The 25,747-nt window shown below is 32.2% G+C and carries 36 protein-coding genes; 26 read left to right on the top strand and 10 right to left on the bottom strand.

Going from position 1 to position 25,747, the window contains the following annotated elements; genetic code table 11:
* Nucleotides 1-14 precede the first annotated feature (14 nt).
* The 4 genes from ACE193_RS15325 (at nt 15) to ACE193_RS15310 (ending at nt 1,375) form a co-directional block, all read left to right on the top strand.
* Nucleotides 15-233 (top strand): hypothetical protein, encoded by a 219-nt coding sequence (locus tag ACE193_RS15325; protein ID WP_375559099.1) that lies wholly within the window; start codon nt 15-17, stop codon nt 231-233.
* Complete coding sequence (locus ACE193_RS15320; protein WP_375559098.1) at nt 226-552, top strand: hypothetical protein; 327 nt, start codon at nt 226-228, stop codon at nt 550-552. Before ACE193_RS15325 ends, ACE193_RS15320 begins: the two co-directional genes overlap by 8 nt.
* A gap of 3 nt (nt 553-555) precedes the next feature.
* Entirely contained in the window at nt 556-756 is a 201-nt protein-coding gene (locus ACE193_RS15315) for a hypothetical protein (protein WP_375559097.1), read from the top strand.
* A 157-nt stretch (nt 757-913) separates the two neighbouring features.
* Complete coding sequence (locus tag ACE193_RS15310) at nt 914-1,375, top strand: hypothetical protein (protein WP_375559096.1); 462 nt, start codon at nt 914-916, stop codon at nt 1,373-1,375.
* An 80-nt stretch (nt 1,376-1,455) separates the two neighbouring features.
* Here the strand turns inward: ACE193_RS15310 and ACE193_RS15305 are convergent, their stop codons facing one another.
* From ACE193_RS15305 to ACE193_RS15260, 10 genes are all read right to left on the bottom strand, one after another.
* Nucleotides 1,456-2,181 carry a hypothetical protein gene (locus tag ACE193_RS15305; protein ID WP_375559095.1) on the bottom strand — a complete coding sequence of 242 codons (726 nt, stop codon included), beginning with the start codon at nt 2,179-2,181 and terminating at the stop codon, nt 1,456-1,458.
* Nucleotides 2,159-2,452 carry a hypothetical protein gene (locus ACE193_RS15300; protein ID WP_375559094.1) on the bottom strand — a complete coding sequence of 98 codons (294 nt, stop codon included), beginning with the start codon at nt 2,450-2,452 and terminating at the stop codon, nt 2,159-2,161. Before ACE193_RS15300 ends, ACE193_RS15305 begins: the two co-directional genes overlap by 23 nt.
* An 18-nt stretch (nt 2,453-2,470) precedes the next feature.
* On the bottom strand, nt 2,471-2,905 hold the full coding sequence (locus tag ACE193_RS15295; protein ID WP_375559093.1) for a hypothetical protein: 435 nt from the start codon (nt 2,903-2,905) through the stop codon (nt 2,471-2,473).
* A complete protein-coding gene (locus ACE193_RS15290) occupies nt 2,898-3,080 on the bottom strand; it encodes a hypothetical protein (RefSeq protein WP_375559092.1) in 183 nt (60 codons plus the stop codon). The genes ACE193_RS15295 and ACE193_RS15290 overlap by 8 nt, the downstream gene beginning before the upstream one ends.
* 4 nt (nt 3,081-3,084) lie before the next feature.
* On the bottom strand, nt 3,085-3,444 hold the full coding sequence (locus ACE193_RS15285; RefSeq protein WP_375559091.1) for a hypothetical protein: 360 nt from the start codon (nt 3,442-3,444) through the stop codon (nt 3,085-3,087).
* 9 nt (nt 3,445-3,453) lie between these two features.
* Nucleotides 3,454-3,660: a hypothetical protein gene (locus tag ACE193_RS15280; RefSeq protein WP_375559090.1), complete on the bottom strand. Its 207-nt coding sequence runs from the start codon at nt 3,658-3,660 to the stop codon at nt 3,454-3,456.
* A 2-nt stretch (nt 3,661-3,662) separates the two neighbouring features.
* On the bottom strand, nt 3,663-3,887 hold the full coding sequence (locus ACE193_RS15275; protein WP_375559089.1) for a hypothetical protein: 225 nt from the start codon (nt 3,885-3,887) through the stop codon (nt 3,663-3,665).
* Nucleotides 3,888-3,909: 22 nt separating this feature from the next.
* Nucleotides 3,910-4,299 (bottom strand): hypothetical protein, encoded by a 390-nt coding sequence (locus ACE193_RS15270; protein WP_375559088.1) that lies wholly within the window; start codon nt 4,297-4,299, stop codon nt 3,910-3,912.
* Nucleotides 4,300-4,393: 94 nt separating this feature from the next.
* Nucleotides 4,394-4,864: a hypothetical protein gene (locus tag ACE193_RS15265; protein WP_375559087.1), complete on the bottom strand. Its 471-nt coding sequence runs from the start codon at nt 4,862-4,864 to the stop codon at nt 4,394-4,396.
* A gap of 323 nt (nt 4,865-5,187) precedes the next feature.
* Nucleotides 5,188-5,502 carry a hypothetical protein gene (locus ACE193_RS15260; protein WP_375559086.1) on the bottom strand — a complete coding sequence of 105 codons (315 nt, stop codon included), beginning with the start codon at nt 5,500-5,502 and terminating at the stop codon, nt 5,188-5,190.
* A gap of 123 nt (nt 5,503-5,625) precedes the next feature.
* On the opposite strand from ACE193_RS15260, the gene ACE193_RS15255 reads away from it, so the two are divergent.
* The 22 genes from ACE193_RS15255 to ACE193_RS15150 all read left to right on the top strand — a co-directional run bounded on the left by ACE193_RS15255 (nt 5,626) and on the right by ACE193_RS15150 (nt 25,717).
* Entirely contained in the window at nt 5,626-6,114 is a 489-nt protein-coding gene (locus ACE193_RS15255; RefSeq protein ID WP_375559085.1) for a hypothetical protein, read from the top strand.
* Nucleotides 6,114-7,814: a hypothetical protein gene (locus tag ACE193_RS15250; protein WP_375559084.1), complete on the top strand. Its 1,701-nt coding sequence runs from the start codon at nt 6,114-6,116 to the stop codon at nt 7,812-7,814. Before ACE193_RS15255 ends, ACE193_RS15250 begins: the two co-directional genes overlap by 1 nt.
* A gap of 70 nt (nt 7,815-7,884) precedes the next feature.
* A complete protein-coding gene (locus ACE193_RS15245) occupies nt 7,885-8,430 on the top strand; it encodes a hypothetical protein (protein WP_375559083.1) in 546 nt (181 codons plus the stop codon).
* Between the two features lie 72 nt (nt 8,431-8,502).
* Nucleotides 8,503-9,207, top strand: coding sequence for a hypothetical protein (locus ACE193_RS15240; protein ID WP_375559082.1), 705 nt, complete (start codon nt 8,503-8,505; stop codon nt 9,205-9,207).
* Nucleotides 9,208-9,320: 113 nt separating this feature from the next.
* Nucleotides 9,321-9,740, top strand: a complete 420-nt coding sequence (locus tag ACE193_RS15235; RefSeq protein ID WP_375559081.1) for a hypothetical protein — start codon at nt 9,321-9,323, stop codon at nt 9,738-9,740.
* Nucleotides 9,741-9,751: 11 nt separating this feature from the next.
* Nucleotides 9,752-10,129, top strand: a complete 378-nt coding sequence (locus ACE193_RS15230; protein ID WP_375559080.1) for a hypothetical protein — start codon at nt 9,752-9,754, stop codon at nt 10,127-10,129.
* Nucleotides 10,130-10,133: 4 nt separating this feature from the next.
* Nucleotides 10,134-10,463, top strand: a complete 330-nt coding sequence (locus ACE193_RS15225) for a hypothetical protein (protein WP_375559079.1) — start codon at nt 10,134-10,136, stop codon at nt 10,461-10,463.
* A gap of 18 nt (nt 10,464-10,481) precedes the next feature.
* Nucleotides 10,482-11,180: a hypothetical protein gene (locus ACE193_RS15220; RefSeq protein WP_375559078.1), complete on the top strand. Its 699-nt coding sequence runs from the start codon at nt 10,482-10,484 to the stop codon at nt 11,178-11,180.
* Nucleotides 11,173-11,343 (top strand): hypothetical protein, encoded by a 171-nt coding sequence (locus ACE193_RS15215; RefSeq protein ID WP_375559077.1) that lies wholly within the window; start codon nt 11,173-11,175, stop codon nt 11,341-11,343. The genes ACE193_RS15220 and ACE193_RS15215 overlap by 8 nt, the downstream gene beginning before the upstream one ends.
* An 8-nt stretch (nt 11,344-11,351) precedes the next feature.
* Nucleotides 11,352-11,774: a hypothetical protein gene (locus tag ACE193_RS15210; protein WP_375559076.1), complete on the top strand. Its 423-nt coding sequence runs from the start codon at nt 11,352-11,354 to the stop codon at nt 11,772-11,774.
* A 1-nt stretch (nt 11,775) separates the two neighbouring features.
* Nucleotides 11,776-12,849, top strand: coding sequence for a hypothetical protein (locus ACE193_RS15205; RefSeq protein WP_375559075.1), 1,074 nt, complete (start codon nt 11,776-11,778; stop codon nt 12,847-12,849).
* A 66-nt stretch (nt 12,850-12,915) separates the two neighbouring features.
* A complete protein-coding gene (locus ACE193_RS15200; protein WP_375559074.1) occupies nt 12,916-13,275 on the top strand; it encodes a hypothetical protein in 360 nt (119 codons plus the stop codon).
* Nucleotides 13,276-13,280: 5 nt separating this feature from the next.
* Nucleotides 13,281-14,069: an N-acetylmuramoyl-L-alanine amidase gene (locus tag ACE193_RS15195; RefSeq protein WP_375559073.1), complete on the top strand. Its 789-nt coding sequence runs from the start codon at nt 13,281-13,283 to the stop codon at nt 14,067-14,069.
* Nucleotides 14,066-14,821 carry a hypothetical protein gene (locus ACE193_RS15190; RefSeq protein ID WP_375559072.1) on the top strand — a complete coding sequence of 252 codons (756 nt, stop codon included), beginning with the start codon at nt 14,066-14,068 and terminating at the stop codon, nt 14,819-14,821. Before ACE193_RS15195 ends, ACE193_RS15190 begins: the two co-directional genes overlap by 4 nt.
* A gap of 3 nt (nt 14,822-14,824) precedes the next feature.
* Nucleotides 14,825-15,637 carry a hypothetical protein gene (locus ACE193_RS15185; protein ID WP_375559071.1) on the top strand — a complete coding sequence of 271 codons (813 nt, stop codon included), beginning with the start codon at nt 14,825-14,827 and terminating at the stop codon, nt 15,635-15,637.
* Nucleotides 15,634-16,143: a hypothetical protein gene (locus tag ACE193_RS15180; protein ID WP_375559070.1), complete on the top strand. Its 510-nt coding sequence runs from the start codon at nt 15,634-15,636 to the stop codon at nt 16,141-16,143. The genes ACE193_RS15185 and ACE193_RS15180 overlap by 4 nt, the downstream gene beginning before the upstream one ends.
* Nucleotides 16,144-16,154: 11 nt before the next feature.
* Nucleotides 16,155-16,832: a hypothetical protein gene (locus ACE193_RS15175; RefSeq protein WP_375559069.1), complete on the top strand. Its 678-nt coding sequence runs from the start codon at nt 16,155-16,157 to the stop codon at nt 16,830-16,832.
* Nucleotides 16,833-16,916: 84 nt separating this feature from the next.
* Nucleotides 16,917-17,417: a hypothetical protein gene (locus ACE193_RS15170; protein ID WP_375559068.1), complete on the top strand. Its 501-nt coding sequence runs from the start codon at nt 16,917-16,919 to the stop codon at nt 17,415-17,417.
* Between the two features lie 44 nt (nt 17,418-17,461).
* Nucleotides 17,462-17,623 (top strand): hypothetical protein, encoded by a 162-nt coding sequence (locus ACE193_RS15165; RefSeq protein ID WP_375559067.1) that lies wholly within the window; start codon nt 17,462-17,464, stop codon nt 17,621-17,623.
* Nucleotides 17,624-17,640: 17 nt separating this feature from the next.
* On the top strand, nt 17,641-19,956 hold the full coding sequence (locus tag ACE193_RS15160) for an Eco57I restriction-modification methylase domain-containing protein (RefSeq protein WP_375559066.1): 2,316 nt from the start codon (nt 17,641-17,643) through the stop codon (nt 19,954-19,956).
* Nucleotides 19,953-20,153, top strand: coding sequence for a hypothetical protein (locus tag ACE193_RS15155; protein ID WP_375559065.1), 201 nt, complete (start codon nt 19,953-19,955; stop codon nt 20,151-20,153). Before ACE193_RS15160 ends, ACE193_RS15155 begins: the two co-directional genes overlap by 4 nt.
* On the top strand, nt 20,153-25,717 hold the full coding sequence (locus ACE193_RS15150; protein WP_375559064.1) for an SNF2-related protein: 5,565 nt from the start codon (nt 20,153-20,155) through the stop codon (nt 25,715-25,717). Before ACE193_RS15155 ends, ACE193_RS15150 begins: the two co-directional genes overlap by 1 nt.
* Nucleotides 25,718-25,747 lie beyond the last annotated feature (30 nt).

The raw sequence follows: 25,747 nt of genomic DNA, 5'->3' as shown, positions 1-25,747 counted from the left end.
ACCCTAAACCCAAAATGAAAAAAGTAAAAATTGAATTAGAAGTATCTTTTTGTAATGATTGCCCTTTTGCTTCTAAACAAAGTAGGCAAGTAGGACTATCAACAGGCAGCGATTATGTTGTAGATTGGATATGTCAAAAAATAGAAAAAAAGATAACATGCTCTGATATTGGCGAAAAGGTAAAAATTCCAAACTTTTGTCCATTTATAGAAAACGACCCTAAAAATGAATAGAAAAAAAACAAAACTCTCTACTGGTTACAATCCAAAAACAAAAAAACATACTCTTTACTTAGGAGAAGCTGTTGTTTTAGGTATTTGTAGGTTATTGGAAGATTACATAAGAAATTTTGAGAAGCAAAACCACCCTCAAATGGCTAACGAACTCAATTATTTTGAATATGCAGAGATATACCTTTACAAATCCTTACTTAAAAAAATTCGCTCATCGGTGGCGAATGGAAAGGGAACACTTGTTTTATTCAAAATAGAAGCACAAGCATTGTCTAAAATAGATATGCGTTTAGAACCTTATTTTTCAAAAATTACTTAAATTATGAAAGAATCACAATTAAAAATCGTCCTTCAACTATTAGAAATAGACTGGAGTGAGTTTGTCAAGTTTATTGCTCATAAAACAATTTCAATGTTAGGTACAGAAACGTACTATTATCAATCAGATATAGACCATTTTCTACTACTTCAATTTGAAGCAAGAAGAGATAATTTACTCAAACATGAGAAACTTAATTTGTAAAAACACACAAAAAAAAGCCTTTCAAAAACTAATTTGAAAGGCTTTTTTATGCAAAATAAAAGCCTAAAATAAACAAAATACTTCAAATATTCGTATATTTGAGTTCACAAGGTTTCCTATTCCGTTGTTTTTTTATTCGAATAAAAATAATTTACAAATGAAAAACGTAAAAACGGAACATATCCTAATCGGAGTTGGTGCAGGTGTAGCCTTGTATTTTGGCTACAATCACATGCAAAAAATGCAAGAAGACAAAAGAAGATTGCAAGCACTTGAACAACAAAAGCAGAATCTAATGATGATGCAGCAAAACGGACAAACTCAACAAACAACTACTGGAACTGGATCAAAAGTAGAAAGTACTGTCCAAGATGCAAAAAGTATCTTAGATTTATTTGCATCAAGTGGTCTTCTTACCAACAATGCAAAACAAGATTGCATCAGCAAAGGTGGTAAATGGGATTCAAATGGTTTATTCAAAAAAGGTGTTTGTGTAGAAGGAGCAGAACAAGAACAAATTACTAGAGGTACAGAAGTAAATCATCGTGAGATTGCTTACTTTGATAAATCCCAACTGAAAGAAATAGCAGGTCTGAATATCAAAGGCGAACTGATATAAAAAGTCCTAACTTCTTCAAAACATAGAAAACTCTAACAAAATAAAAAAAAGCCTTCAGATTTAGTTCTGAAGGCTTTTTTTTATAAAGTAAAGAAACAACCATATAATCCATTACTTTTAACCTCTTTTTTGTCAGATAAGTAACTTTTTAAGGCGCAATTACCTTCATATTGATAATAACCATTAATGCGTGGCTCAAAAGTGTTTTTGTGAATTTCATTTTTGTTAAAGAGAGCTGCAAAAACTTTAGTAAAATCTTTGTCAGTTGCTAAAATATCAAACTTCATATTATTCCAATAACCACTTTTTACAAAAATTGCACTGGTTGTTGGAAACTTATTTTTTAAAGATTCAACTAAATAATAACTACCTGCACCTCCATTAGAAGCATTTACAAGATATGGTAAGGTAAGTTTATTATTGATACTCAATAACTTCATATACTGCTCTGCAATAGTTTCTTTCTGCGTTTCGCTGCTGTCAGTTATAGTAATTAATAGCTTTTCGCCAACTTTTTTAGTGTTTATCAAAGATTGGTTGAAAACCTCCATTTGAAATATTTTACCAACTCTATTCTTGTGTTTACTATTTTTTATCAACCAACAACAGTAAGGATTGTGTCCATGTAATAAAGTTTTATACCCTAAATACTGTAAAACATCCCCTTTTAGTAACGTGGTTTTATTATGTGCGCTACCAAAAGTTTCTTTTTGCACAAACTCTTCAACAGGAATGTCTATTTTATATATAGCAGAGCTATGATAAGAAGTATCTGTTAATACTTCAAGTAGGTTTTGATTGCTCATAGTTTTTTTTAGTTCTGAAGGCTTTTTTTATTTCTTTTTTTGCGTTTTGCCTTTCTGTTTTCTTTCCACTTCTTCGAAAAGCTGCAATTACATCTTTTTTATGTTGTGTTTTTTTTGGGGTATATTTAACTAAACCCTTTTTTTCTTGATAATTCCAATATCCGTCGGAAGGATTGTTTGGATTATTATTTTTATACTCTGTATCTTCATAAGATTCAAGACTATGTAGTCTTTTTACAAACTGTTTTCCTTTTTTACTGTATGGTTTCATTAGTTTTGAAGGCTTTTTTTATTGGTTAGTATTCTCTAATCTAATTAATTTCATTTCTAATATATCTATAAATCGTTCAGGACAGTGGTATAACGCATACCAATCTCTTGAGTGGTCATAGGTAAAGGTTTCTTTGTATTCTTTGTCATAGATAGTCTTTCCTTCCCACTTTTTTTTTGTTACTTCCTTTCTTTTAATAATTAGTTCACCAACTTCTTTAGATGATAGAATTTTCTCTTCATTTTGTAAGTGCTTTTTATCTACTAATTCCAATCTTTTTTGCTGTAAAAATACGATAATCTCATTTAAAGTATTAATCTGACCCAGTAAATAAGGATACATATCAGATTGTTTTTCTTCGGTGGTTAGGTTCTTTTGCTCATTCTCTAATAAAACCACTTTTTCAGTTAGAAGCCTAACCGTTTCTTTCAGTATTTGTTTTTCTTTATTCATTTTCTAAAAAAAATATATAGTCTTTAATGTCTTTATAAATTTTACTTCCTTGAGGATTTAGTAAAGTCCCTTTTTTTATATTTGTTCGTTTGTCTTCAAATGTAATTAAAGTGCTGCTTGAGTGAATATCTAAATAAGTCTTTAGTTTCTCTAGTATTTCTTTTTCTTTACTCATAATATTAATCTATTTTACAGTTATTACTTTTCATTTTCTGAAAAGTAAAGTTTAAATCTTCTAATCTGCAATATTCCAAGTCAAAACTAAAGTTACTTTCTCCTGCATTTCTTGTAAAATGTGAAAATTTAGCTTTAAAATTTGTATTATAATCCTTTTTTACAAACATACAATTATCTATCAAACAGTTATTTAATTTTACAGAAACACCATTAAATATACAACCCTCAATATCACAAAAAAAAGCCTTAAAAACACCATTAAACGTGCAATTTACAAACTTAGTGTGTTCAAAAATGCCTCCTTCAATACACTCTCCTGTACGAATGTTTGTTTTCTCCAGTATTTCTTTTTCTTTATTCATTCTTGAATTTTATTGTAAAATTGGAATATCTGTCATATCCACATATACCTTCACATTAGGCATTGATTTAAAGGATATTATTTCTTCTGCTGTAAGTTCTTTTCTGTCTTGCCTTACAATATCTTTTTCAGGAATATCATAAGGATTGATAAGCATAAAAGTATTTTTAGAAGTAGTATGCTCTATAATGCAATTAAATTTTAGCTTTTTACTCATTTTTAATCTAAAAAAGATAATCTGTAATTAAATATTTTCAAAGTCTTCTTGTATTTATTTCGTTCTGAAAAAGTCAAGGGACTTTTATTTGATTTTGCTATGATACCAGTTCCCAAAACACGAATCCAATATTGATTTGTTGATACAGAGAGTGTGGATATACTTTTTTTGAATAAAGTTAGAGTATATTGTTTGCTGTTTTTCAGTTCCAAAACACATATATCCATAATGCAATTAAATTTTAGCTTTTTACTCATAATCTTTCCAAGTTTTGATAAACGATAGAGGACCTTGTAAATAAAATGTAGCTTGAAGGTAATCATTAAATCCTCCGTTGTTGTGTCTTGCATTTACCATTTTGCAATCTTTTAACTGAAACTGTACATACGGAAATACATTTTTGAAATTAAATGCAGACACTTCACTTGTATTTGTTGCAGTTAATAGAATATGAAGGTTGCCCTCATTTACTGTAATAAGAATTTTTTTTAAATTCAAACCTTTAGCAGAATCATAAATAGCTTTTACAAAGTCCACGAGTTCGTAACCGTCGGCTACTTCTGTTAAATTGCTATCAATTTTAGTTATTTCTAGCAATCCTTTGTCTAGTTTGTAGTTTACATCTTCAAATTTGTACATTTTTATAGTGTTTTAGTCCCTGTAAATACATTTTAATCTCCTACAAAACTCTTTGAAGGATAAGTTTTGTGTCATGATTTTATTTTTACAGTTATTATCTAATAAAATCAATGTATAAATTATTTTCTCCTTTAAAAGCCAAGCAATCAGTACCAACAGTTGCTTCATAATATTCTAATGGAAACAAGATACCTTTATTTATAAAGAAATGATTGTTAAACTCTTCAATCAAAGAAATATGTAACTTCTTAAAATCGCCTTTATTTTTCAATATTTCTAATCTATCAGCATTTTTTATAATATAATAAAATACACCTATCGCATTGTGTTTATGAATAGTTGGTTTTTTGCTTGGCTCTTTAAAAGAAAAGTAGGCGTGAACTGAAAAAACGTATGCAAAACTTTCAACAAAATTATTTACAGGGTCAAAAACAAAATTTCTGTAATAATCTACTTTCGCTTTAACCTCCTCTATCGTAGGAGGTGGCTCTGAAATTAATCTAATATCTTGATTAAGATACCTTTCAGCACTAGCTTCAATTTCTTCTATTAAATATTGGTTCATTGATTTGTTAATTATAAGAGTGTAAAATTCAAATTTATATATATTTTTAGTCCTTATAAATTATTTTCAATCTTCTACGAAACTCCTTAAAAGACAAATCCTCTGCAAAAACAAAAATAAATAGTGCAAAAGTATCTATTATCTGTCTAAATTTTAGTTTTTTACTCATCTTCTAGTGTTTTTGGCGCAAAAACGCACTTTTTTTGATAAAATTCAACCTTTTTTAGCAATATTTTACGCAAAACATAACTCATTTTGCTAAAAACCTAACTAATTCTAACTAATTCTAACTCATTTTAGCCTTATTTTACGAAAAATGTAACTCATTCTACATTTTTGTTAAGGCAATTTGCGTTTTTTTGATGGTTTTCGTGGCACAATTTATCAACCTTATTAGCAAAAGAAACTTTTTTTCGCTCTAGCTTTAGTCCAAACTTGTAGTAAAGAATAATTGCAGAAACTTCAAAATAACTAAGAAAGCGTTTTTTGCTAAAATTTATGAGCGTTCCATCGTTTATAAGAGGTTGTATTTCTGTTGTTAGTTGATAAATATTTATACTCAACTTATCTAAAATTTGTGATTTGCTCATTGCACAAATCTCCTCCATTTCTTGATTAATTAAATTTTCTAATGTCATTGATATTAGATTAATAGTGTTACTGAATCAAAATATCTGAAAATATCTCAAAAGGAATCTAACTAGCTCTAAATATCCCTATATCGTCTATTTTCATTACCGTATCATTGTGTATCAAACAACATGAAAACGGCAAAAATGAACAGCAATACTAAATCAATTCTAGCTATTACAGGTGCAACTGTTGTAGGTGGAATTTTACTTACGAAGATACTAAAAACCAACAGTTTATACAAAAATTTTGAGGTTCTGCCTGATATTTCTGTACATAATATTGGTTTTGATGGTGTTGTTATCAATGCAAATGCAAAAATTGTCAATTCTTCAAACGGTTCTGTCAAATTACGAAAGCCAACTATCAAGTTGTGGAATGAAGACAAAACAAAATTATTAGGTATTTCAGATGCTTACCAAGATGTAGAAAGACTAGAATCATGGTCTTCCCTTTGGTTTAAAAATATCCGTATAAATATCCCTTTGCTTTCTCTTCCTTCAAATGTACTCACTCTTTTAAAAGATGGCTATCTCAAAATGATTGTCGAAACTATCCTTACAGTAGAAGGAGTAACAATTTCTAAAGAGGAAACGGTAGAATTAACTGCAAGGTTTTAATGATTAGTAACAGCCGAAATATCGCCCAAACTACTCAATTTGACCGTTTTTTTCCAAAATCTACTGGAAAAGATACAGTCATTATCAAAATGGCTGACGTTGATGATACCCTTGACTTAATGCAAAAAGTCATTGTAGAAACGCTTGACGATACAAAACTAATTGTCGAATTGTTAAAAAAGGATAGCATTAAAGCTACCTCCGAAGCAATTTGGAGTTTCGTTTACAAGCATATCAACTACAAAGAAGACGAGCAAGGAATTGAACAAGTCAGAAGACCGAGCAGAACGTGGAGAGATAGAAAAACTGGTGTCGATTGTGATTGCTACCTAGTTTTCATTTGTAGCATTTTGTCAAATTTAGGTATTGAAAGCATTATCAGGATTACTGACAACTATGGAAATGGTTGGAATCATGTTTATCCTGTTGCTATTGACGAAAACGGCAAAGAGATAGTAATAGATTGTGTTTTGCACGAATTTAACAAAGAACATTCTTATAAAAGAAAAAAAGATACACGTATGGAATTAGCAAGACTGGACGGTTTAAACGGTGGAGATTGTGGTTGTGGTTGTAGTGGAAACTGCGAACAAACAAACCGAGCAATCGTCGAACAACAAACTACTTACTTATCAGGATTATTTTCAAACTGGAACAACCCATTGGATTGGGTAAAAGAAAAAGCCGATGATTTTGGAGATACAAAAGTAGGTGGAGCAATAAAAGATGGTGTTCAAGCTGTAAAATCTGTTGTAGCTAGTCCTTTGCGAAATGGTTTGTTGCTGTATATGAAAGGTAATTTGTTCAAAGCAGCCGAAAGATTACGTTGGGGTTGGCTTACAGAAGAAGAAGCTGCAAAATATGGTATTCCTTCAGATAAATACCAAAAAATAGGCACTTTAGTAAATAAAGTAGCTCAAATTTACCTCAAAGCAGGTGGTAGTCGTTCAGCTTTACGAAGTGCAGTTTTTAATGGAAAGGGTAATCGTTCCCCAAAACTTGCAGAACCTACCAATTTACAATCTCCTATCGGTGGTTTAGGAAACTTACAGCCGTACAAAATAGAATATTATCAACCTTCATCAAATGAAGGTATTGCAAGACAAGGAAATCAAGAAGTTAGCATAGCAGCGCAAAGAAATAGCGCACTGCAAAGTATTTTAGCTCAAACTCGTTCTACTTGCCAACCTCAACAAATAGAAGCTATTGAAGGCTTATTTGGGTTGCAAGGTTTAGGAGTCGTCGACCCTGCAACAGTATCACTAATTGCAGTAGCAACAGGGGCAATGACAGCCGTAGTAGCAGCACTTGACAAAATGGGAATTATACACTCTTCACAAGCAGACGGTAGTAACGAATCGGATAGTACAGGAGATGCACAACTTGATGCACAACAAAGAGAACAACAAGAAGCTATGATGAGAGCAATGCAAGAGATTGATGCAGAAATTGACGCAATCGACAATCAAAATCAAAATCCTTCTTCCCCTATTGAGTGGGTAAAACAAAATCCTTTACCAAGTGCAGGAGTGGTTGCCGTTGTTTTAATTGGTGGTTATATGCTTTTAAAACCAAAAGACAAGCCTAAGCCTACACCAAAAAGCCAATTAACAGGCACTAGAAAGCGAAAATCTACACCAAGAAAAAAGACTACAAGCCGTAAAAAACCAAACGAAGAATTGCAGTTTTTAGGCATTTAGAGAGGTAGTAAAAAAAGCTATCAAAACATTACAAAACGATTTATTTACAAACAGATAATAAATAATCATCATGGACAAAAACTTAATAAAAGGTAAGGGACTAACCCAAGCGAAAGGTAATTATCAAGATACACTTTTACAACTGGCTGTTGTTTTAGGCTCAGGTGTAGTAGGAGGTGCTGCAAGTGCTTTTGTTGGAAAAGGCTCTGGAATTATTGGTATAGTAACGGCAGGTATAGGTGTCTATTTTGACTTAGTACCACTTACCGTAGCAGGTACAGCAATGACAGCAAACGGATTTTCAAGAAATGGCGCATTAGGTAGCCTAAACGGTGGAATGAATGGGGTAAAGGACGGAATTGCAAACCTAAAACAATACGCTACAAACCTCAAACACTCTGTATTCCTAGACAAAATTATTCCTGACGATGAACCTCAATTAAGTGGCTTCTCTCGTCATTTCATAGCTCCTTCCTCTTCTCATAATTTTAATGGAATAGGAAACCTGAAATTCATAGACAAAGAGGAAGAAGCTATGTATCGCTCAATGTTTTCAGATGCCGACGAAGTACAAACTTTAACAAGTGGCACAAATGCAAAAGGAGAATTGATTTAATCAAAAAATCACTATCAAAAAAAATCAAAATCTTTCAATTATAAAATCTACAAACAATTATATTTTTCAATTATGACTAATGAATATGGCAATTTAATGGGTTTAGGCGCAAAACCTTTTCCTTCGGATATTATGAACTCGCATGAGTGGTTTTTACACTACATGTACAACACAAACGAAATTCCTCAAGAGATTCAAGCTCGTTTAAAAGCTCAAATTGATGGCAGTGGAGTTTTGAAAATTCGTGAACACGTACTTTATACAAAAGTACAAGCAGGTACAGGTGTAACACGAATTGATTTGTTCAAAGAGGACTTACAAGTTCGTAAAGGTGTGCGTAACATTCGCAATGCACGTCCTGAAAAAAATCAAGTCATGTTGGTGCGTGGTATGAGAGTTCGTCTTGGGACACAAGGTGGAACTGTTACTGACGGTGGAACACCAGTAGCCTTGAGTACAAATGTCGCAACGGCAGAAACGCAAATGGCTGTTTTGAAATACGAAGGTATTGACAGAGATGATGATTACAACTGTTTCAAAAGTTCAGAATTTAGCTTAAAATCAGGTTCAAACATTTTGGTACACGAACTTTCTGCATGTGTTTTTGAATCAGGGCTAAAACAAGTCCAAGAAGGCTTCTTTATGTTTGATAAGCCAATCATACTACAACCTGACCAAAAGTTAGATAGTTATTTTGAATTTGGCGATGCTGCAATGAATGACCTTCCAGTAGGTACTGCTATTTCAGTAGAACTTATTGGTTCTCGTACTTACTAGAATGTCAAAAAGGTAAAATTTATCTTAAATGGGTTTAGGGTAAGTTGATTAAAAAAGGGGTTTTCACTTGAAAACTCCTTTTATTCTATCACATTCAAAAAGTAGCAAGTACAATGAAAATATTTAGAGAAAAAGTAGTCCGAAAGGTACTTAGACAACCTTTTGAACTAGAAATTGGAACAGATGGTGCAACCGTTTCAGAAACGTTCAGATTAGATCAAGATATAGTCTGTGTAACAGGTATATCCTTATCGTCTGACGACAATGAGCGATTAGTAGCTCGTACAAAAGTCAATGAATTACGAATTGACAATTTTGAAACCATACGAGATGTGTACGCAGATAGATTTTTCCATTCGGAAAATGTCGCTGCAAATAGTCGTATGTACGATATTTCTCAGTTAGACAAAGATTTAGAAGGAATCGGAACGCAAGGCACAAGAGAAGTAAACGTTTCTTATACAGATAATGGCGCAGCAGGTTTCGCAACTTATACTGTTCGTCTTTATTTAGAATGCTATGTATTAGCGTAACAAAAAACAAAATGAAATCAGTATCAAAAAAAATAACAATAGACTTGGAAGGCGATAAAAAGCAAATTTTACTTTCTATTCCTCCGAACAAAAAAATTGTTTCAATGGGTGCTAAATTGGTAGATGCAACGGATTTATACGATGATTTGAAACCAATATTAGGTACTCATGAAATAGCAAAAGTTGTTTTTACTGATTACAAAAACAAAGTTGTGTTAGCTCAATCTGTGAATATAGATTTTGAGAACACCACTTATTTAGGTAAAGAATCAATTTGTTTTGAGCCGTTTTATTCAAATTATCTTCTCGTAAGAGTAGATGATATTATCAATAAAAAAACAACCGTAGATACAACTTATCAAATAGAAGTATTTGCAGAATATCAATAAAAAAATGAATCCAAACATAGCCATATTACTTGCAAGTGCTTATGAACGTGAATTGTGCAACTCACAAATACGCCATTTACCTTGTACCATACAGCCAAATGAGGATTTAAAGATTGAAGAGCAAAGTAGATTCTATTTACTAGATACCCCTTCATCAATAGTTATTTCAGCAGCATCAGGTTTTTATGACCCTACTCAAAAAAGTTCTGTGGGTACGCATCAATTTGATGGTGGAATGACAATAGAAAACAATTCAGCAGTAGCAAAAACGATTGAGTTTTTAGTCGTTTCTGGTGATCCTATTTCTGAATCTGTTATCCAACAATTAGACTAACTAAACCCAAAAAAGTAAATGGAAAGTTTTGTAGAATCAACACAAAAAGCACTTAATAAAATAGCAGGATTACTTCTTTTAAGTAAAGAGAATAGTGCTACTCAAGATTACGATATTATTATTGATGATGTGCGTGTTGTGCCTAGAAATGATAATCCTGAACTTTTGAAGTTAATAGCTCAACAGATTGACGAAGACACCAAAAAGGTGCAAGTCAGAATGTACAATGGGAAGTCAAAGAATCACGAACCTAAAGAATTTGTAAAGTCTGACAAAGCCTTAAATGGATTTGGTCTTACAGAACAACAGATTAAAAACAAATTCAAAAAAGAGTACGAAGAAAAGGAGAAACTTGAAAAACTTGAAAAACAAGTAGAAGAATTAGAAGAGGAAAACGAATCTCTTCGAAAAGTAAATTTAGGTGGAATAAATGTTTCAGATGCCCTAGTAGGTGCATTAACTCCCTTGCTTCATCAAGGAATAGAGCATTTTGTGGGTTTGAAAAGTCAAGCCGTAGCACCTCAACAATTAGCAGGAACGCAAGATGAGTTTTTGATGCAACTAAACGAACTTATCCAAACAATGCCTGATAACCGAAAAGCTGCAATACTGCAAAGTTTCCAAGTTTTGGCACAAGTTCCTGACCAAAAATTTAATCAATTTCTAATGTTTATGAATGAAAATTTCACAGACAAAAACCCTGAACAAAATGGCTGATAAATTCAACTTAATTGGCGAAAAAACTACAATAGAAGTAGAAAAAGACAAAGAAGAATCATTGCTAGAATTAGCAAAACAATCAAAAGAGGATTTGGAAAAGCTCGTAAAAGCTATGAAAAAACCTTTTTATAAACAATTATTCAAAAACGCTAAAATCTAAGAAAACAAATGTTCGAAGAGATAGAAGATGTTGGAAAACTCGCTTTAATAGCCGTAGGTGCTATTTTGGTAGGCACACAATGGCATAAAATATCTAGTAAAATACAAGATAACAAAACCGATGCAGCCTATTCCGATGCAGCTATTTCTGAAAGTCCTTCGGAATTTGCCAAACTTTTTAATCGTGCATTTGAGAACTGTTCTTATATGATTTGTAGTGGTACAGATGAGGAAGCCGTAGAAGCATTGGTGGATAGAATACCAAGTAAAAAGTTTACTGGACTTATGGAAAAGGAATATTTCAATCTCTATAATGGCGAATCTTTCCAACAAAGATTATTCGACGAGTTTGGAGGTTGGGGTTCTACTTCATCAGATAATGAAATTTACGACAGACTAATCCTCAAACTTAACCAAAAACCGAACGCATAAAATGGAAGATAAAGATAAAAAATTACTCGTAGCAGGACTTTTATTAGGGGGGGGAATCTTTCTATATACCAAGTCAAAAAATGGTGGAACTGGCTTTAAGCCTTTGGATAATATGATTAATCCAAACTTAGACAATCCAACAACAACTGTTACAGATACTAGCGCAAACGGTGGACAAACAGTATCCGTAACTGGTTCTGTGAAGTTTGGCGACAAAGGTAATGCAGTAATTACATTACAACGCTACCTCAAAGAAATTAAAGGCGAATCTTTGCCACTTTCCACACGCTCAAACGGTACTTTGGACGGAGATTTTGGTAATGAAGTAAAAACATTAGTAACTAAATACAACATTCCTTACCCTGTCCCATTGAGCAAAATTGCCGAATTTGAAACTGCATTGAAGGCGCAAAGTAGTCTTAATAGTGGAGATAGTAGTGGAGGTTATTATAATCCAAATGCAATTACAAGTACAAGTACAAGTGGATTTAATGCTGCCCAAATTGGTAACGAAATTCATCAAGCTATTAGTGGTTTTGGTACAGATGAAGAAAGATTGCGTAAGGCATACCTTCGCATCAAAACAGCTAGTCAGTTTGAAGAAGTTTCAAAGTATTACAAAGACAAGTACTTGCCTTATTTTGCAAAGTTTGACACCATGGACGAAGTCATCAACGATGATCTGAACGATAGTGCGATGGAATGGAATCAATACAAAGAGTTCAAAATTTCTTTGGGTATTACTTCATCAAACTCTAGCAAATCAAATCAAGTAGCACCAAACGGTAGCGACAACGGTGGTTTTTTCTACAATGAAGATATGTGGGCAACACAAGGTAGTTGGGGAAGTACAAACGGATTGAACGGATTAGGAATGATTGATTGGTACAATGTAATCACTAAGAAAGATGTTACAATCTATCAAAAAGGAATGGCTACTTCTTATGCAAAACCAAACACTAATTTAGGTGTCATGATTGGCTATTCGCCTGATAAACAGTACGTAGAAGTCATAGACATCCAAGGCAATCAATTTGCTGTTCTGACAAGCTCTGTCGGATTATCAGCAGTATAAAAAACAGAAAATAAAGACAATTTTCAATAAAAAATCATTTACAAAAAAAATCAAAATCTTTCAATTATGGCTCTTCAACAACAACAACAACAATTACTTTTTCAAAAAGTAGCAAAAATTAAAATTGATTTAGCAAAAATCAATAATACAATAAAATGGATTCGTACTTTGCTTAAAAGTCAGTTTTTAGGCTTGTTTTTGTCAAAGAAAAAAGTACACGAAGCGTTGGAAATTACGCAAGAGGTGTCAGGTATAGCTGATATTTTGACAGAAACAGGTGGACTAGAAAGTGCTAGAGCAGTACTCAACAAATGTGTAGAATTAGGAGGTTTCGACGAAGCCTTGGACAAACTCAATGCAATAGAGATTCCTTCAGAGGATGTAACAGCGTCGTCAAAAAAAAAGACGACAACAAAGAAGAAGTAAAGCCTGTGGAAACTGCAAAACCTGTGATTGTTAAAGAAAGTCCAAAAGATAAGTATTTGATAATATTTGATGCAGGACATGGCATAAACACAAAAGGAAAAAGAACACCATTTTTTGAGGACGGTTCTTTCATGAAAGAATGGGAATTTAATATTGATGTTGCTCGTAGATGTGTAAAATTGTGTCAAGATGCAGGTTTTGAAACGGTTTTACTTAATCCTGAAGAAATGGATTTGCCTTTGTCTTCTCGTTCTAAAAGAGAAAATAGACTGTTTTTAGAAGCAAAAGAGAAAGGCAAAACTCCAATTTTTATAAGTATTCATGCAAATGGTCATGGAAATGATAATCAATGGAACAGCGCAAAAGGCGTTGTTACTCTTCATCAACCTATTACACCACGTTCAGAATTTATCAGAACTTTATCTAAAGAAATAAAAGGCAAAATTAAAGAATTGGATAAGGAAGATAAGTTTTACGCAGAAAAGTACGATGATATTATCAGACCAGAGATACATAGAAGAGTACAAGGAAAAGTTTTGGCAGGAGAAATACAAAAGGTTCTTGTCAGAGAAACGAAACTTCATGACAGAGCTTTCACAATGGCACGAGATACATCAGTACCTCAAAATCTACATATTACTAGAGAAACAAAATCTATTGCAGCACTTGTAGAATGTGGTTTTATGACAAATAAAGTAGAAGCTGCACTACAAAGAACGGACGATTTTAGACGTATTTGCGCTGAGAGTACCGTTGAAGGAACATTCAATTATATTAAAATTTTAGAAATATGAGCTACTACGGATATTCAAATAAAGGATTAGGATTTGTTTTTAACAGTTCTACTTTCGACGCTGTGAAGGACGTTCAAAATCGTATTGAGGAAAAACAAAGTCAAGCACTTAGATATAGCAAAGACCTCACGGAGCGTATTATAGAATTGCGTACTGCAATTACTCATTTGAAAGGTAAAAGCCGTACTAAAATAGAAGACGCTTACTTAGGCTTGTACCAAAATGAGTATAAAAAACTTACTAACGAGTCGCAAGACATAAAAAAACGTTGGACGTGGATAGGTAATTACAAGCGAAAAAGAACTGAAGCAGAAAACTGTATCAGAAATGGGAATATGTACAACACTACCGTAGAACAATGTTCTGTATTTAGCAATGGTGGTACAAATACAAACTTTCCAACACCAACAAATACAGGAGGGGGTGCAAATTCTAAAGGAGATATTTCTATCACCCCTTTACCTATACCAGTAACAACAACTAACGTTTCTAGTGGAGGTTATCCAATTAAATTACCAGTTACAACTACAACTACAAGTACAGAAGCTACCTCTAAAGCAAATCCACCTATTCCACTGGATAACAAAGGAGATACTTCTCCTGTAATGTCTTTCTATGAGAAAAATAAAACAGGTGTGTTAGTTACAGGTGGAGTATTAGCTGTTTTAGTTGTTGGAGGGGGGGTATGGTACGCAAACCGACCAAAAAAACGAGGTCAAAAGAAAAAAGATTCCTATAATCAAAAAAAGTAAATTATGAGTATTTTTTATCCTAAAAAAGGTATTGTTCTTCCTGACTTAAATATAAATACAATAGCTGATAGATTTATAATAAAAGGAATAAAAGAAAAACTACTACCATCATATTTTTCCGAGATAATCGGAAAAAACAATGCAGCTTTTAGATGGGAAAATGCTATTCAAAGAGCTAATTCGGAAGGGTTTCAATTTGTTAAAATTACAAATGAACCTACAATTTTGAAGGGGATTTCTGTAATAAATAATTTTTCGCAAAATCCATATTCGTTCTTTTATGAGCTAAGGTATTTGACTAAATCAACTTTAAGAGGTTCGTATGCTTATTTAGCATATACTTTTGCTGAGATAGCAAAAAGAATGATTCAAGATGATGAGGTTAATTTTTCAAAAACCGAAAAAGAAAATGTATCTATTGTACTAAATATGAATTTTGAAAAACCAAAACAAACAGAAGACATGGACATACTACTTCCAAACAAAGACCCAGTAGCAATAGCAAACGAAACCTCTAACCCAATAGGTGAGGAAGCTGTTGTAACAGCTATTGATATTTTTGAAGGTAATAATTCACTTTCTAAAACATCTTTGGATAAACTTATAGCACAAGAAAACGCTAAGAAAAGTAATTCAACAGCAACTTACTCTGATGTAGCACAAGCTCTTTCTTTAGAAGAAGCTACTTCCAATAAATCCAGTAAAAAATGGTGGATTGCAGGTGCAGTTGTGGGTATTGCTGCCGTTGGTGGTGGTGGTTATTACTATTATCAAAAGAAAAAAAAGAAACCAAAATCTAAAACAACCAAAAAATGAAAACAGGAACTAAAATAGCCGTTGGTGTTGGAGGAACTCTTCTTTTGGGAGTAGGTGGTTTTTTTGCTTACAAACACTTTTCAAAGGGGAAGGATGCTAATTCAAAAGCAAATTATGATGCTACATTATTTTCAGAAGAGTTTCCTGAAACAGACCCTTTATCTTCTGTACCTGAACAAGCTGCACAAGGAATTACACAAAAGCAAGCTAGAAATTACACACAAGTAAGTAACTTTTTTGAAACTCAAAGAAGAATTGCAGAAGAAAGTGGAGATTTTAACCGTGCTGCACAAATGACAGCATCATTAGAAAAACAAGCTCGCATAATTAAAAATACAGAAGACCCTGAAACCGTGTATAATAATTATTTAGCAAATCCTAATACTATGACTAATCTATTCATAGGAAAGAAAATAAAGGCTTGCCAAGCAAATCCTAGAGATGCAGAATGTCAAGCATGGAACACTCCTTTAAGAGATTATTTAGCTCGTAAAGGTGTGATTTAAAATAAAAAACTATGTACCTACCAACACCTCAAACACTAAAAAATTCAAAATGGAAAGTCTATACTAGACCTTTTGAATTGAATATAGTAGGCGTTCGTTCTCCGAGCTTACGACCTAATAAGTTTGATGACATAATGGTAGTCTTTTATTACGACGACAAAGGAAAGCTAGTTTATCTAAAATTCCCTTGTACGACTGACACAGGTACATATTGGCTTAAAAATCCAATGATGCCACAAGGAACGGCAATAGTACAGGAAGGTCAGTACATAGATGCGTATCAATTAGGTTTTCATCGTGGACAGTACAAAGCACTTGTTCAAGTCAAGCCAGTAAGTATAAGAAGAGATAACAACAGAGATGATGTTTTAGATTTTTTTGCAGGAAAGATATACAAAGACAATATAGGTGCAAATATCCACCATGCAAGTTCAAACGGAACTACCAAGTTTGTAGATAAATATTCGGCAGGTTGTCAAGTCTTTGCAAATATAGAAGACTATGATTATTTCATTTCTCTTTGTGATAAACATAAAAGTTTGTACGGAAATAGTTTTACTTATGGTTTGATTGATGCGAGAATGCAGCAAAGAACCGTAGCAAGAAGGACAATTACAGCTTTAGGTGCATTAGCACTTGCAGCCGTTTATAATAAAGAAATTACGGATTTTTTAGGCTTGAAAAATTAGCCAAATATAACTTACCATAAATTTATTTTTATGAGAATTGTTTAGAAAAAAATCGTTATTTTTACATTAAAAATTTCAACCAAAATGCCAACTAAAAGAAAGACACCAGTAAGAAGAAAAAAATCAAACTTAGGTTCTGTCAAAAATGAAGATAGACTAAGTGTTGGAGGTGCAATACTTTCTTTTGTTTTTCCAGTCGTAGGCGTTTATCATTTTGCAGCTAATCATACTGACAAACCAAAAAAGGCAAGTACAGCCTTAGCACTTGCAGCCGTTGGATTAGTTGGGAATCTTTTTGCTTATGCAAAAATGAATGAAAGAGCTTCTAAAAAATTTGTTGATGATGTTACTAATGTAGGTTCTCTTTCTAAATTTAGACAGAAGGAAGAAAAATATTTTGTGAAGTCAAAAGATAAAGTTTCTATTCTTGATGGCTCTTATGTAGGAGAGGTTAGTGGATGGACTTTGACAATATTATCACAACCCTATTATAATACAAAAATAGGATTAGAGTTCGGCATAAAAGGTATGCACATACCAACTAATGTAGTGGTAAAAAATGGAATTGCTTATTGCTGCAAATAATTTTTTATAAAACAAGTGCTATAATCTATAAACTTTCAACCAACATGGCTAAGAAAAAAACAACAAAACGCAAAACTTCAACAGGTCTTACAGCAGGTCAGAAAAAGATAAAAGCTATTTCTGCAAGAGCATCAATTATATACAAAAAAAATCCTAATAAAAAATGGACGGATTGTATCAAACAAGCTAGTAAAGAATTAAAGTAAAAACATAAAATAAAACTATGAACACTCAAAGAATCCTCAAAACTGAAAAGCAAGTCCTTCAATACATTAATGAATTGAAAGGGGTTGCTTTTTTGGGTTCTTTGAGTCATAGTAAAGCAGATTTTGAAACTCAAAAAGAAAATACTCTAAGAGCTATCCTTTGGATAAAAAACAACCTTTTTGTAGGGGGCGTTTTGAAAAGCTATTACGAAGCTGAATACAAAAAAGACAAAACTAAAAACTTTAGAGAGCGTGATATTACTCACTTGTTGGAAGATAAAATTCAAGAGTTTGAGCCTTATCCTCACTTTGAGTTAGGATTTAATTTTTCAATAAATAATGAGTTAATAATATCTATTAATATCGTTGATGATATTGATAAAATCAGAAAAATATCTTTTGATTTATTATACACTCCTGAGCAACAACGTATTTGGGAAAAACTAAAATTCAATGGCAAAATAAGACGTACTAATGGAAAACTAAAATACCACGATAGACAAAAAAGAGATGATTTAGTGTATTGGTATGGAGAGTTTTTACGTCGTGGAAATAAAAAACAAGCCTATGCAGTTCGTGATGTTTTGTTGTCTAATTATGCTTTTGGGAAAGACACAGACGGTTATTCAGGACAGCCATACAAGAGAAAAATATATGTAGATAAAGATAGAAAATTTGATGGAAACAATGACAAAGAAACGCTTTACACTATTGATAAAGCATACTTTGACAAAGTAGAAAAAGAAATTGATAAGGAACTAAACAAAAAAACTTCTACTAAAAAAACAGATACAGATATTCTTTTAGAAGTGATAAAGCATATAAAAGAAGAGTTTTTATTTTTAAATAAAGCGATTCAAGCGTATGATTTGAGATATGAAAAAGGAACTGATACTATTGAAGATAACGATAGTATTGAACGAATTTTATCAAATCATATTTACGATGTTATTAGATTTAGAAATTTGAGTAAAAAGTATGAAGTAAACTCAAAGGCACATTATTATTTTGCTTTCAATGAAGATAAAGCCGTAGTTGTTAAAATCCATTATGGAGAAGATAAAAAAATAGATTTTATTTTAGAAGATATTTATGATGAACAATTAGAGCTTGAAAGAAAAAAACTAACTGAAACAACTGTTAGAGCATTTTTACAAGATACACCTTTAAGCAAACCAAAATATGTATTTTCTTTTGGAGAAAATGGTAAAGAAGTAAATGCTTTTTTAAGTGGAGATACTAAAGATTTGTATATAAGTTTTTACGATTCTTATGGAAAATTCATTTCTAATAATCAAGTACCGAATGCTAAACTTGTTTATTTCATAGACAACATTAACCAGTATTACAGAGGTAAAGAAAAAGTAAATCCTAATCTAATAGCATTTCTTAAAAAGCCTATACTTAGCCAAAAAGAAAAAACTTCTACCTCCGAACCAAACGAATTAGAAGCACTTGACAAAAGAAAGCAAATGCTTTCAGAAAAAGTAAAGTCTTTATCTGCAAAAAAGAAAAAACTTTACTCTAATATGGATATTACAAGTCCAAAAAGTAAAGCAGAAAAAGAGTTGGAACAAGAAATAAGCACTATTTATTCAGAAATAAATAGCATTGTTGGGCAGAAAAGAAAAATCAATTCTTCTACCTCCGAACCAAAAAAGAAAATGAAAAAAGACTATTCCGAAGGCGAAAAACAAGGGAGAGAAATATTAAACGCATACTTCACTCCCTTAGAAATTTGCGAACAAATGTGGGAACTAGCAAAAGTACATGGCTACAATGGTGGACGTGTACTAGAACCTGCTTGTGGAACAGGGAATATGTTAGTTCATGCACCTGACCAGTCCAAGTGTGTAGGTCTGGAAACTTCGGAACGTTTCTTTTTAGAAGCTAAAGAAAGATTGCCAAAAGCAACCTTTCATAATATCTATTTTGAACAACTCTTTTTGCAGCCTGATAGATTTACAGATTATTACAAAGGTAAAGAGCGTACATGGCTTGAAGGTTATCCTTTTGATTTAGTTATTGGCAATCCTCCTTATGGAAAATTTACAGGTAAATATGCTTCTTACTTTTCAAGAAAACGAAAAGGAAACGTACCAATGAAACAGTATGAATTGTTCTTTGTCTATAAGGCTTTAGAACTCCTTAAAAAAGGTGGTTTAGTTGTTTACTTGACTACTCAAAACCTCCTTAGTACAGGCTTTAATGCCTACAAAGAACAAAAGAATGCTGTTTTAACAGAAGCTGATTTGGTATATAGTTGCCGAATAGGTAGTGTCTTTGAAAAAACAAAAGTGCCAGTAGATATACTAATCCTTCAAAAAAAATGACAACAGAAGACAAAGTAAGAATAGCAATCAAAAACGCACTTGACGAGTGCGATAGTGGAAAAACTCCACACGTTTGCAATACGAAAAGTACTACACAAGGCTATCAACGAATTGAAAGCCTTATTTTGAGCATTATGATTAAAAACAATCTAACACCGTCCGAAGCCATAGGACACATAGAAAACGAAGAACTCTAATGAACTACTATTCTAAACGTATAAGTCTGATTTGGCATATCTCTACTGATATGCAAAAACAAGGTTTGCATAAAGACAAAAAAGTTGATTATGCAGCTTTACAGAAAGGTTTTTTCTCAGACTTTGTACGTTCAGAATATGCAAAAGAAATAGAAGAATTAGAAAAATTAGACAAGTCCGTAGAGCCTACAAAAGAAGAATTATTTTCTTACTCTAATTATTTTATCAAATATCCTGATAGGTTAGCAGGACAGTTAAAAATGTCTTCTACTTACATTTTTCCAGTTTACTCAACGGCTAACCTCAACGAAAGTGTAGAGTTTTTGAAAAATCAAGTTGCTTTATTAAAAGGAAAGGGGAAATCTACTTCTGCTAAAAAACCAAAATTTGAAGTAGGGCAACACGTACAATTAAATGAAAAAGGATTAAATGAACACGCTGTTTATTTCAGAACAGATGGTAATAATAATTTTCAAATAACTGACTTTAGAGGAGAAACAACTGTAATTGTATTTTCTTTTATGGATAAATTAACAAGGTATTTTGATGTTGATGAAATAGAACCACTAGCTTCACATAAGATTAAGTGGGATAGAAATGATGAAGAAAATTTTGAGGAAAACACACCTATTACTATCTATTACGATGAGTATTTGCCAAAATTTTTATCAGAAAAGTTTGGTACAATGAAAGGCTACGAGTTTATTCGTCAAATTAAAGGCGATACAGATTTTCCAATTAAAAAAGAAGTAAAAGAATACGTTACACCAAATGGAAGACCTAGGACTCAAACCGAGTATTATTTTATTGAATTTGAAGGTCGTAAGATTATTTTAGACAAATATTTACATGATTTTTTTGCTCAACTTAGAAGTAGTTATCTAAAAGAAAATGGTTATAGATATACGCAAGATGAGTTTTTGAAAATGTTTGACAATATCAATATTGTTGGGAATCCTGTTTTTTACCATTATGAATCTATTAGTTCTGCTATCAAAAACAAAAAAGATGTAAATGCAGATGTATTAAAAGACTATCCTGACCTTATGGAAAAACAAGATACTTCTATCATTGATGTTACCGACCTAAAAAGTGATAAGATTATGGAAAACAAACAAGCTACTCAAGCCGAAAAAACAAAGGCATTAAAACAACATATTTTTGAAAAATTCAAGGATATTGTAAAAACGAGTATTAGGTATGAGAGCTTTTCAGGTGGTACAGCATATCGCATAGAGTATTTTGCTAAAAAATATAATTTAGAACTAGAAAGATACCTTCAAGACAAACTACAATATTTTGATGGTGTAGATAATTTTGATAGCCAACAATACAGAAAAGCTGAAGGGATTACTCACAATGGCGTATTTGTCAATGCAGTAAAATTTATAAGTGTTTCATTTACTGAAACTTCTCAAAAAAGAAAAGAGAAAAAAGCAGCTAGTAAATCAAATAGTACAAAAAGTGTAGTGTCACAAAACACTGATATACAACTGATTGACTATTCTGACAAATCTATTGCAGTTGTTGGAGATACCTATTCTATAAAAGACAAACTAAAAAATTTAGGGGGTCGCTTTAATCGTGGTCTTACAGTCAATGGAGAGCGTACAGCAGGTTGGATATTCAAAAAAGAACAAAAAACTGAATTAGAAAGGTTTGTGTCTAAATCTAGTCAGTCAGAAAAACCAAAAATAGACGAAGCTAAAATGAAAAGAATTAGAATCAATAAAGGCAAATTGAAACTATTAGCTTTAAAAAATCAATCCCTTGATGGATTTAGTGGTTTGTTTGGTTTGGGTTCATTGGGTAAATTGGATAAAAAAACAATTTCAGATAATGAAGAGCAACTAAACAAACTTATCACAACTGATAACTCTTCTACAAAAAAAATCAATTCATTTGAGGATAATTTCAATCGTTACAACAAAGGAATTACCGAAAATGAAATAAAAGCATGGGTTTGGTTTAAGCAATCGCAAGGTTCGCCCATGTACGGTTGGGAAAAGTGGTTTTTAAAATCAACTGGAAAGAATGAAGAGGTTTTAGTTACTAAGCAAGCTACTAAAATAAAAGACAATCATTTTAGAGATGAAGCAACTGTTCCAAGTGGTTCTGTTTTGGGAAAACCTACTCGTTTTTCAAATAAATATGCAAAAGAAATTTATCAAGTTTATACAGATAAAGAAGGAAATAAAAAATTTGTAAACAAAGCTCATACAAAACTTCAAAGGACAAGTGCAACGGCTGATAAAAAAGAAATTGATAAATTAGTAAATGAAGGTGTTTTATTCTTTGGAGAAGCTGATTTATTGCCTTTGCCTTTGTTTACTTTTGGCAATATCTATGATAAAATTTTGGCAGTAGAAAGTCAAAAAGATAGTATTATTAGTCAATATGGACAAGCTGTTTATGATAATCATATAGAGGCTTTAGATGCTGCAAAGCCTAGTCCTTTATCTGTTATCACACCTGATGCAAGCAAGCGTTTGAGAATCTTACCTTTTTCAGAATTTGCATCACAATTTATGATTTATACTGATGTTGATGGCAATGAAATTGGTTCTGAAGAAGGAATTAGTATTGCCGATTTTTTCAGAATATGGCTAAGCAAAAATGAAGAGCTTATAGAAACTCAAGGTATATCTGCTTACAATATAATAGATATTTACTTAGACGGTGGACGTAAATCAAAAGAAGAAAAAGAGTTTTTAGAAAAGTTTACTCGTTTAGAAGGGGATAGGCTTTTTGATATTTTCCTACATACTGGATTGTCAATCAATGATCAAAAGAGATTGGATATGTCTTGGAATAGACAATTTAATGGGTTTGCTGAATTAAATTATAAACGTGTGCCTATTGGTTTAAAAACATGTGCATTGTTCAAAGGTAGAAGTTTGGCTTTTCTTGAAGCTCAAAGAGAAGGCGTTGCTTATATAGATGCAGTTGGTAGTGGTTGTATTGCGTATGAAGTAGGTGTTGGAAAGACTATTACAGCTATTTTAATTGCTGCACAAAATATTCAAAACGGTACTTACAAACGCCCTGTTATTGTTGTTCCTGCTCCTACGTATGAAAAATGGAAAAATGAATTAGTAGGCTATACAGATAAAAAAGAAAACTTTATTGAAGGCGTTTTATCTCACTTAGGCGTTAAAATCAATGATTATAGCAATTTAGGTTCGCCTTTCTTGAAAAAGAATAAAAATATTAATAAGCAAGTTGAGGAAGGTTCTATTACACTTCTTACACATGAAGGACTGGAAAAAATTGGTTTTTCTCCTGCATTGGAAGAAGAGTTATTAACTGAATTATCTAAAATACTTCTTGTTGATAATGGCGAAAGCAATAGAGATTTAGAAAGCCAAAGAGAAAGTTTAAGAATGTTGATAGGTCGTATTGGTAAAAAAACCGTATGCGATATTGACATTTTGGGTTTTGATGCAATGATTATTGACGAAGCGCACAATTTCAGAAATGTTTTTTCGTTTGTGCCTGCTCAAGAAGGTACAAAACGATACAATGTTTCAGGAAGTGTAGCTGCAAAAGCACAAAAGGCTTTTATGTTGTGTAACTACATACAAAGGAAATTCGGTGGAAATGTAATCTTACTTACAGCAACACCATTTAACAATTCGCCTTTAGAAGTTTATTCTATGCTTTCTTTAATCGCTCTGAATAAAATGAGAAAGGTCGGTATAGATTCTCTTAGTCAATTTATGGAAACATTTATTCAAGAAATCTATGAAACAGTTGTTACTTCTACTAATAAATTGGCTCAAAAGGCTATTGTAAAATCCTACCAAAATAAAAAATCACTTCAAGCTCTTGTTTTTAATTACATTAATTTAAAGACTGGAGAAGATGCAGGAATACGTCGACCTAAGAAAATTAATCTTCCTAGATTATCATATAAAGATTCAGACGGCAATATAGTACAACTCAAACCAAGTGAGCAAATAACGACTTACTTAGAAATGAATGCTATGCAATTAGCTTTACAAGCTGAAGCTGTAAAACTTGCAGAAAGTGGTACTAATTTCAAAGAAAAAGGTAAAAATACCTTAATTGGATTAATGATGAGCCGTAATAATGCGTTCAGTCCTTTTTTGGTTCACAAGGAAAAACCTGTTGATTATATTGATTTTGTTGATAATTCTCCCAAAATAAAATACACAATGGAGTGTATCAAATCAGTAAGAAAACATCATCAAGATACTAAAACCCCTATTTCGGGTCAGATTATTTATTCAAATGTAGGTAAGGATTATTTTCCGTACATAAAAGAGTATTTAGAGAAAGAAATTGGTTACAAAACTGGAATAAAAGTAGGTAGAAAGTCATTTGATGAAGTAGAAATTATCACTAGCAAAGTAACAAAAAATAGAAAAGAAGGCATAAAAGAAGCATTTTTGTCAGGATCTGTAAAAATAGTAATTGGCTCAGGAACAATCCGTGAAGGGATTGATTTGCAGAAAAAAACAACCGTTCTTTACAACCTATATCCTGATTATAATCCTACGGATATAAAACAAATTGAAGGCAGATTTCACCGACAAGGAAATGAAAATGGGTTCGTGCGTTCAGTTATGCCTTTAACTCAAAATAGTTTGGACGTGTTTGTCTTTCAAAAATTGGAAGAGAAAACTGCACGTATCAATGATGTTTGGTCAAAAGCAACTGACGATTCAAATGTACTTGAGCAGGAAAGTTTGAACCCTGAAGCTATCAAATTTGCACTCTATACTGACATAAATAAATTGGTTGATTTGAGAGTAAGTGAGATAAGAATGGATATTAGTAAGTCAAGAAAGAAAATTGAAAATGAATTAAGTGTACTCAAAGAAGTAGAAGCTGCAAAGAAAATCTATAACTCTGCTAAAACCTACATTCATGAGAGATTTGTAGAGTTTAAGCGTTTGGCTACCAATTATATAGAAGAATATGACGGTTCTGATAAAGAAGTCATTATGAAAGCATTGGAGTACCAAAAAAGTGTGCTTCAAGAGCTTAATAGTTATAGTTATATTGATGACAAGCATTTAGTTAGAATTGGTATTAAGATACAAAGAGAGTATAAAAACTTCTTTAATAATAATTCTTATGGTTATAGCGACCAATTAGGCAACTTTAGAGGTGTTTTGACTAAAATCAATAAAACTGAATCTATCCTAGCAAAATATGATAATATCGAAGATGCTATCAAAAAAATCAATGAACAAATCATTGAGCAGGATGAAAAGTTAGAAGAATTAGGTACAAAAGAATACGAAGCTAAAATCTATAATGAAATTGTAGAGGAAAAAGCCAAGCTAAATATTGACGGTAGAACACCTGAAATGGCTGCAAAAGACTTTTCAGACCTCAACTATTTACTTGACTACAAAATGGCAGATGTGGACGGTATTGAAGGCAATTCTTTACCTACTGATAAGCCAAAAGAAACTAAACTTATTGCTAATAAAACGGCAAGTAATGATAAAGCCAAACGCATACGCATTAACAAAGGAAAGCTCAAGTTAATGAAATTAAAAATGAACGAGCTTAGTGGAATCTATGCCTAAAAAATCAATTATTAAAACTCATTAAAACTT

Source organism: Bernardetia aquimarina (genome assembly GCF_042180575.1).
Lineage (GTDB): Bacteria > Bacteroidota > Bacteroidia > Cytophagales > Bernardetiaceae > Bernardetia.
Note: the sequence above shows the minus strand (reverse complement) of the source record. Positions and strands in the feature narration are given on the sequence as shown.

What these genes read in the sequence shown, in the direction of transcription:
- ACE193_RS15310 (WP_375559096.1), top strand. Translation starts at nt 914, where the DNA reads ATGAAAAACGTAAAAACGGAACATATCCTAATCGGAGTTGGTGCAGGT.
- ACE193_RS15250 (WP_375559084.1), top strand. Translation starts at nt 6,114, where the DNA reads ATGATTAGTAACAGCCGAAATATCGCCCAAACTACTCAATTTGACCGT.
- ACE193_RS15285 (WP_375559091.1), bottom strand. Translation starts at nt 3,444, where the DNA reads ATGAATAAAGAAAAAGAAATACTGGAGAAAACAAACATTCGTACAGGA.
- ACE193_RS15315 (WP_375559097.1), top strand. Translation starts at nt 556, where the DNA reads ATGAAAGAATCACAATTAAAAATCGTCCTTCAACTATTAGAAATAGAC.
- ACE193_RS15270 (WP_375559088.1), bottom strand. Translation starts at nt 4,299, where the DNA reads ATGTACAAATTTGAAGATGTAAACTACAAACTAGACAAAGGATTGCTA.
- ACE193_RS15185 (WP_375559071.1), top strand. Translation starts at nt 14,825, where the DNA reads ATGAGTATTTTTTATCCTAAAAAAGGTATTGTTCTTCCTGACTTAAAT.
- ACE193_RS15215 (WP_375559077.1), top strand. Translation starts at nt 11,173, where the DNA reads ATGGCTGATAAATTCAACTTAATTGGCGAAAAAACTACAATAGAAGTA.
- ACE193_RS15180 (WP_375559070.1), top strand. Translation starts at nt 15,634, where the DNA reads ATGAAAACAGGAACTAAAATAGCCGTTGGTGTTGGAGGAACTCTTCTT.
- ACE193_RS15300 (WP_375559094.1), bottom strand. Translation starts at nt 2,452, where the DNA reads ATGAAACCATACAGTAAAAAAGGAAAACAGTTTGTAAAAAGACTACAT.
- ACE193_RS15280 (WP_375559090.1), bottom strand. Translation starts at nt 3,660, where the DNA reads ATGAGTAAAAAGCTAAAATTTAATTGCATTATAGAGCATACTACTTCT.
- ACE193_RS15295 (WP_375559093.1), bottom strand. Translation starts at nt 2,905, where the DNA reads ATGAATAAAGAAAAACAAATACTGAAAGAAACGGTTAGGCTTCTAACT.
- ACE193_RS15325 (WP_375559099.1), top strand. Translation starts at nt 15, where the DNA reads ATGAAAAAAGTAAAAATTGAATTAGAAGTATCTTTTTGTAATGATTGC.
- ACE193_RS15220 (WP_375559078.1), top strand. Translation starts at nt 10,482, where the DNA reads ATGGAAAGTTTTGTAGAATCAACACAAAAAGCACTTAATAAAATAGCA.
- ACE193_RS15255 (WP_375559085.1), top strand. Translation starts at nt 5,626, where the DNA reads ATGAAAACGGCAAAAATGAACAGCAATACTAAATCAATTCTAGCTATT.
- ACE193_RS15320 (WP_375559098.1), top strand. Translation starts at nt 226, where the DNA reads ATGAATAGAAAAAAAACAAAACTCTCTACTGGTTACAATCCAAAAACA.
- ACE193_RS15260 (WP_375559086.1), bottom strand. Translation starts at nt 5,502, where the DNA reads ATGACATTAGAAAATTTAATTAATCAAGAAATGGAGGAGATTTGTGCA.
- ACE193_RS15240 (WP_375559082.1), top strand. Translation starts at nt 8,503, where the DNA reads ATGACTAATGAATATGGCAATTTAATGGGTTTAGGCGCAAAACCTTTT.
- ACE193_RS15160 (WP_375559066.1), top strand. Translation starts at nt 17,641, where the DNA reads ATGAACACTCAAAGAATCCTCAAAACTGAAAAGCAAGTCCTTCAATAC.
- ACE193_RS15265 (WP_375559087.1), bottom strand. Translation starts at nt 4,864, where the DNA reads ATGAACCAATATTTAATAGAAGAAATTGAAGCTAGTGCTGAAAGGTAT.
- ACE193_RS15155 (WP_375559065.1), top strand. Translation starts at nt 19,953, where the DNA reads ATGACAACAGAAGACAAAGTAAGAATAGCAATCAAAAACGCACTTGAC.
- ACE193_RS15290 (WP_375559092.1), bottom strand. Translation starts at nt 3,080, where the DNA reads ATGAGTAAAGAAAAAGAAATACTAGAGAAACTAAAGACTTATTTAGAT.
- ACE193_RS15205 (WP_375559075.1), top strand. Translation starts at nt 11,776, where the DNA reads ATGGAAGATAAAGATAAAAAATTACTCGTAGCAGGACTTTTATTAGGG.
- ACE193_RS15200 (WP_375559074.1), top strand. Translation starts at nt 12,916, where the DNA reads ATGGCTCTTCAACAACAACAACAACAATTACTTTTTCAAAAAGTAGCA.
- ACE193_RS15190 (WP_375559072.1), top strand. Translation starts at nt 14,066, where the DNA reads ATGAGCTACTACGGATATTCAAATAAAGGATTAGGATTTGTTTTTAAC.
- ACE193_RS15245 (WP_375559083.1), top strand. Translation starts at nt 7,885, where the DNA reads ATGGACAAAAACTTAATAAAAGGTAAGGGACTAACCCAAGCGAAAGGT.
- ACE193_RS15210 (WP_375559076.1), top strand. Translation starts at nt 11,352, where the DNA reads ATGTTCGAAGAGATAGAAGATGTTGGAAAACTCGCTTTAATAGCCGTA.
- ACE193_RS15235 (WP_375559081.1), top strand. Translation starts at nt 9,321, where the DNA reads ATGAAAATATTTAGAGAAAAAGTAGTCCGAAAGGTACTTAGACAACCT.
- ACE193_RS15170 (WP_375559068.1), top strand. Translation starts at nt 16,917, where the DNA reads ATGCCAACTAAAAGAAAGACACCAGTAAGAAGAAAAAAATCAAACTTA.
- ACE193_RS15305 (WP_375559095.1), bottom strand. Translation starts at nt 2,181, where the DNA reads ATGAGCAATCAAAACCTACTTGAAGTATTAACAGATACTTCTTATCAT.
- ACE193_RS15165 (WP_375559067.1), top strand. Translation starts at nt 17,462, where the DNA reads ATGGCTAAGAAAAAAACAACAAAACGCAAAACTTCAACAGGTCTTACA.
- ACE193_RS15275 (WP_375559089.1), bottom strand. Translation starts at nt 3,887, where the DNA reads ATGGATATATGTGTTTTGGAACTGAAAAACAGCAAACAATATACTCTA.
- ACE193_RS15230 (WP_375559080.1), top strand. Translation starts at nt 9,752, where the DNA reads ATGAAATCAGTATCAAAAAAAATAACAATAGACTTGGAAGGCGATAAA.
- ACE193_RS15225 (WP_375559079.1), top strand. Translation starts at nt 10,134, where the DNA reads ATGAATCCAAACATAGCCATATTACTTGCAAGTGCTTATGAACGTGAA.
- ACE193_RS15150 (WP_375559064.1), top strand. Translation starts at nt 20,153, where the DNA reads ATGAACTACTATTCTAAACGTATAAGTCTGATTTGGCATATCTCTACT.
- ACE193_RS15175 (WP_375559069.1), top strand. Translation starts at nt 16,155, where the DNA reads ATGTACCTACCAACACCTCAAACACTAAAAAATTCAAAATGGAAAGTC.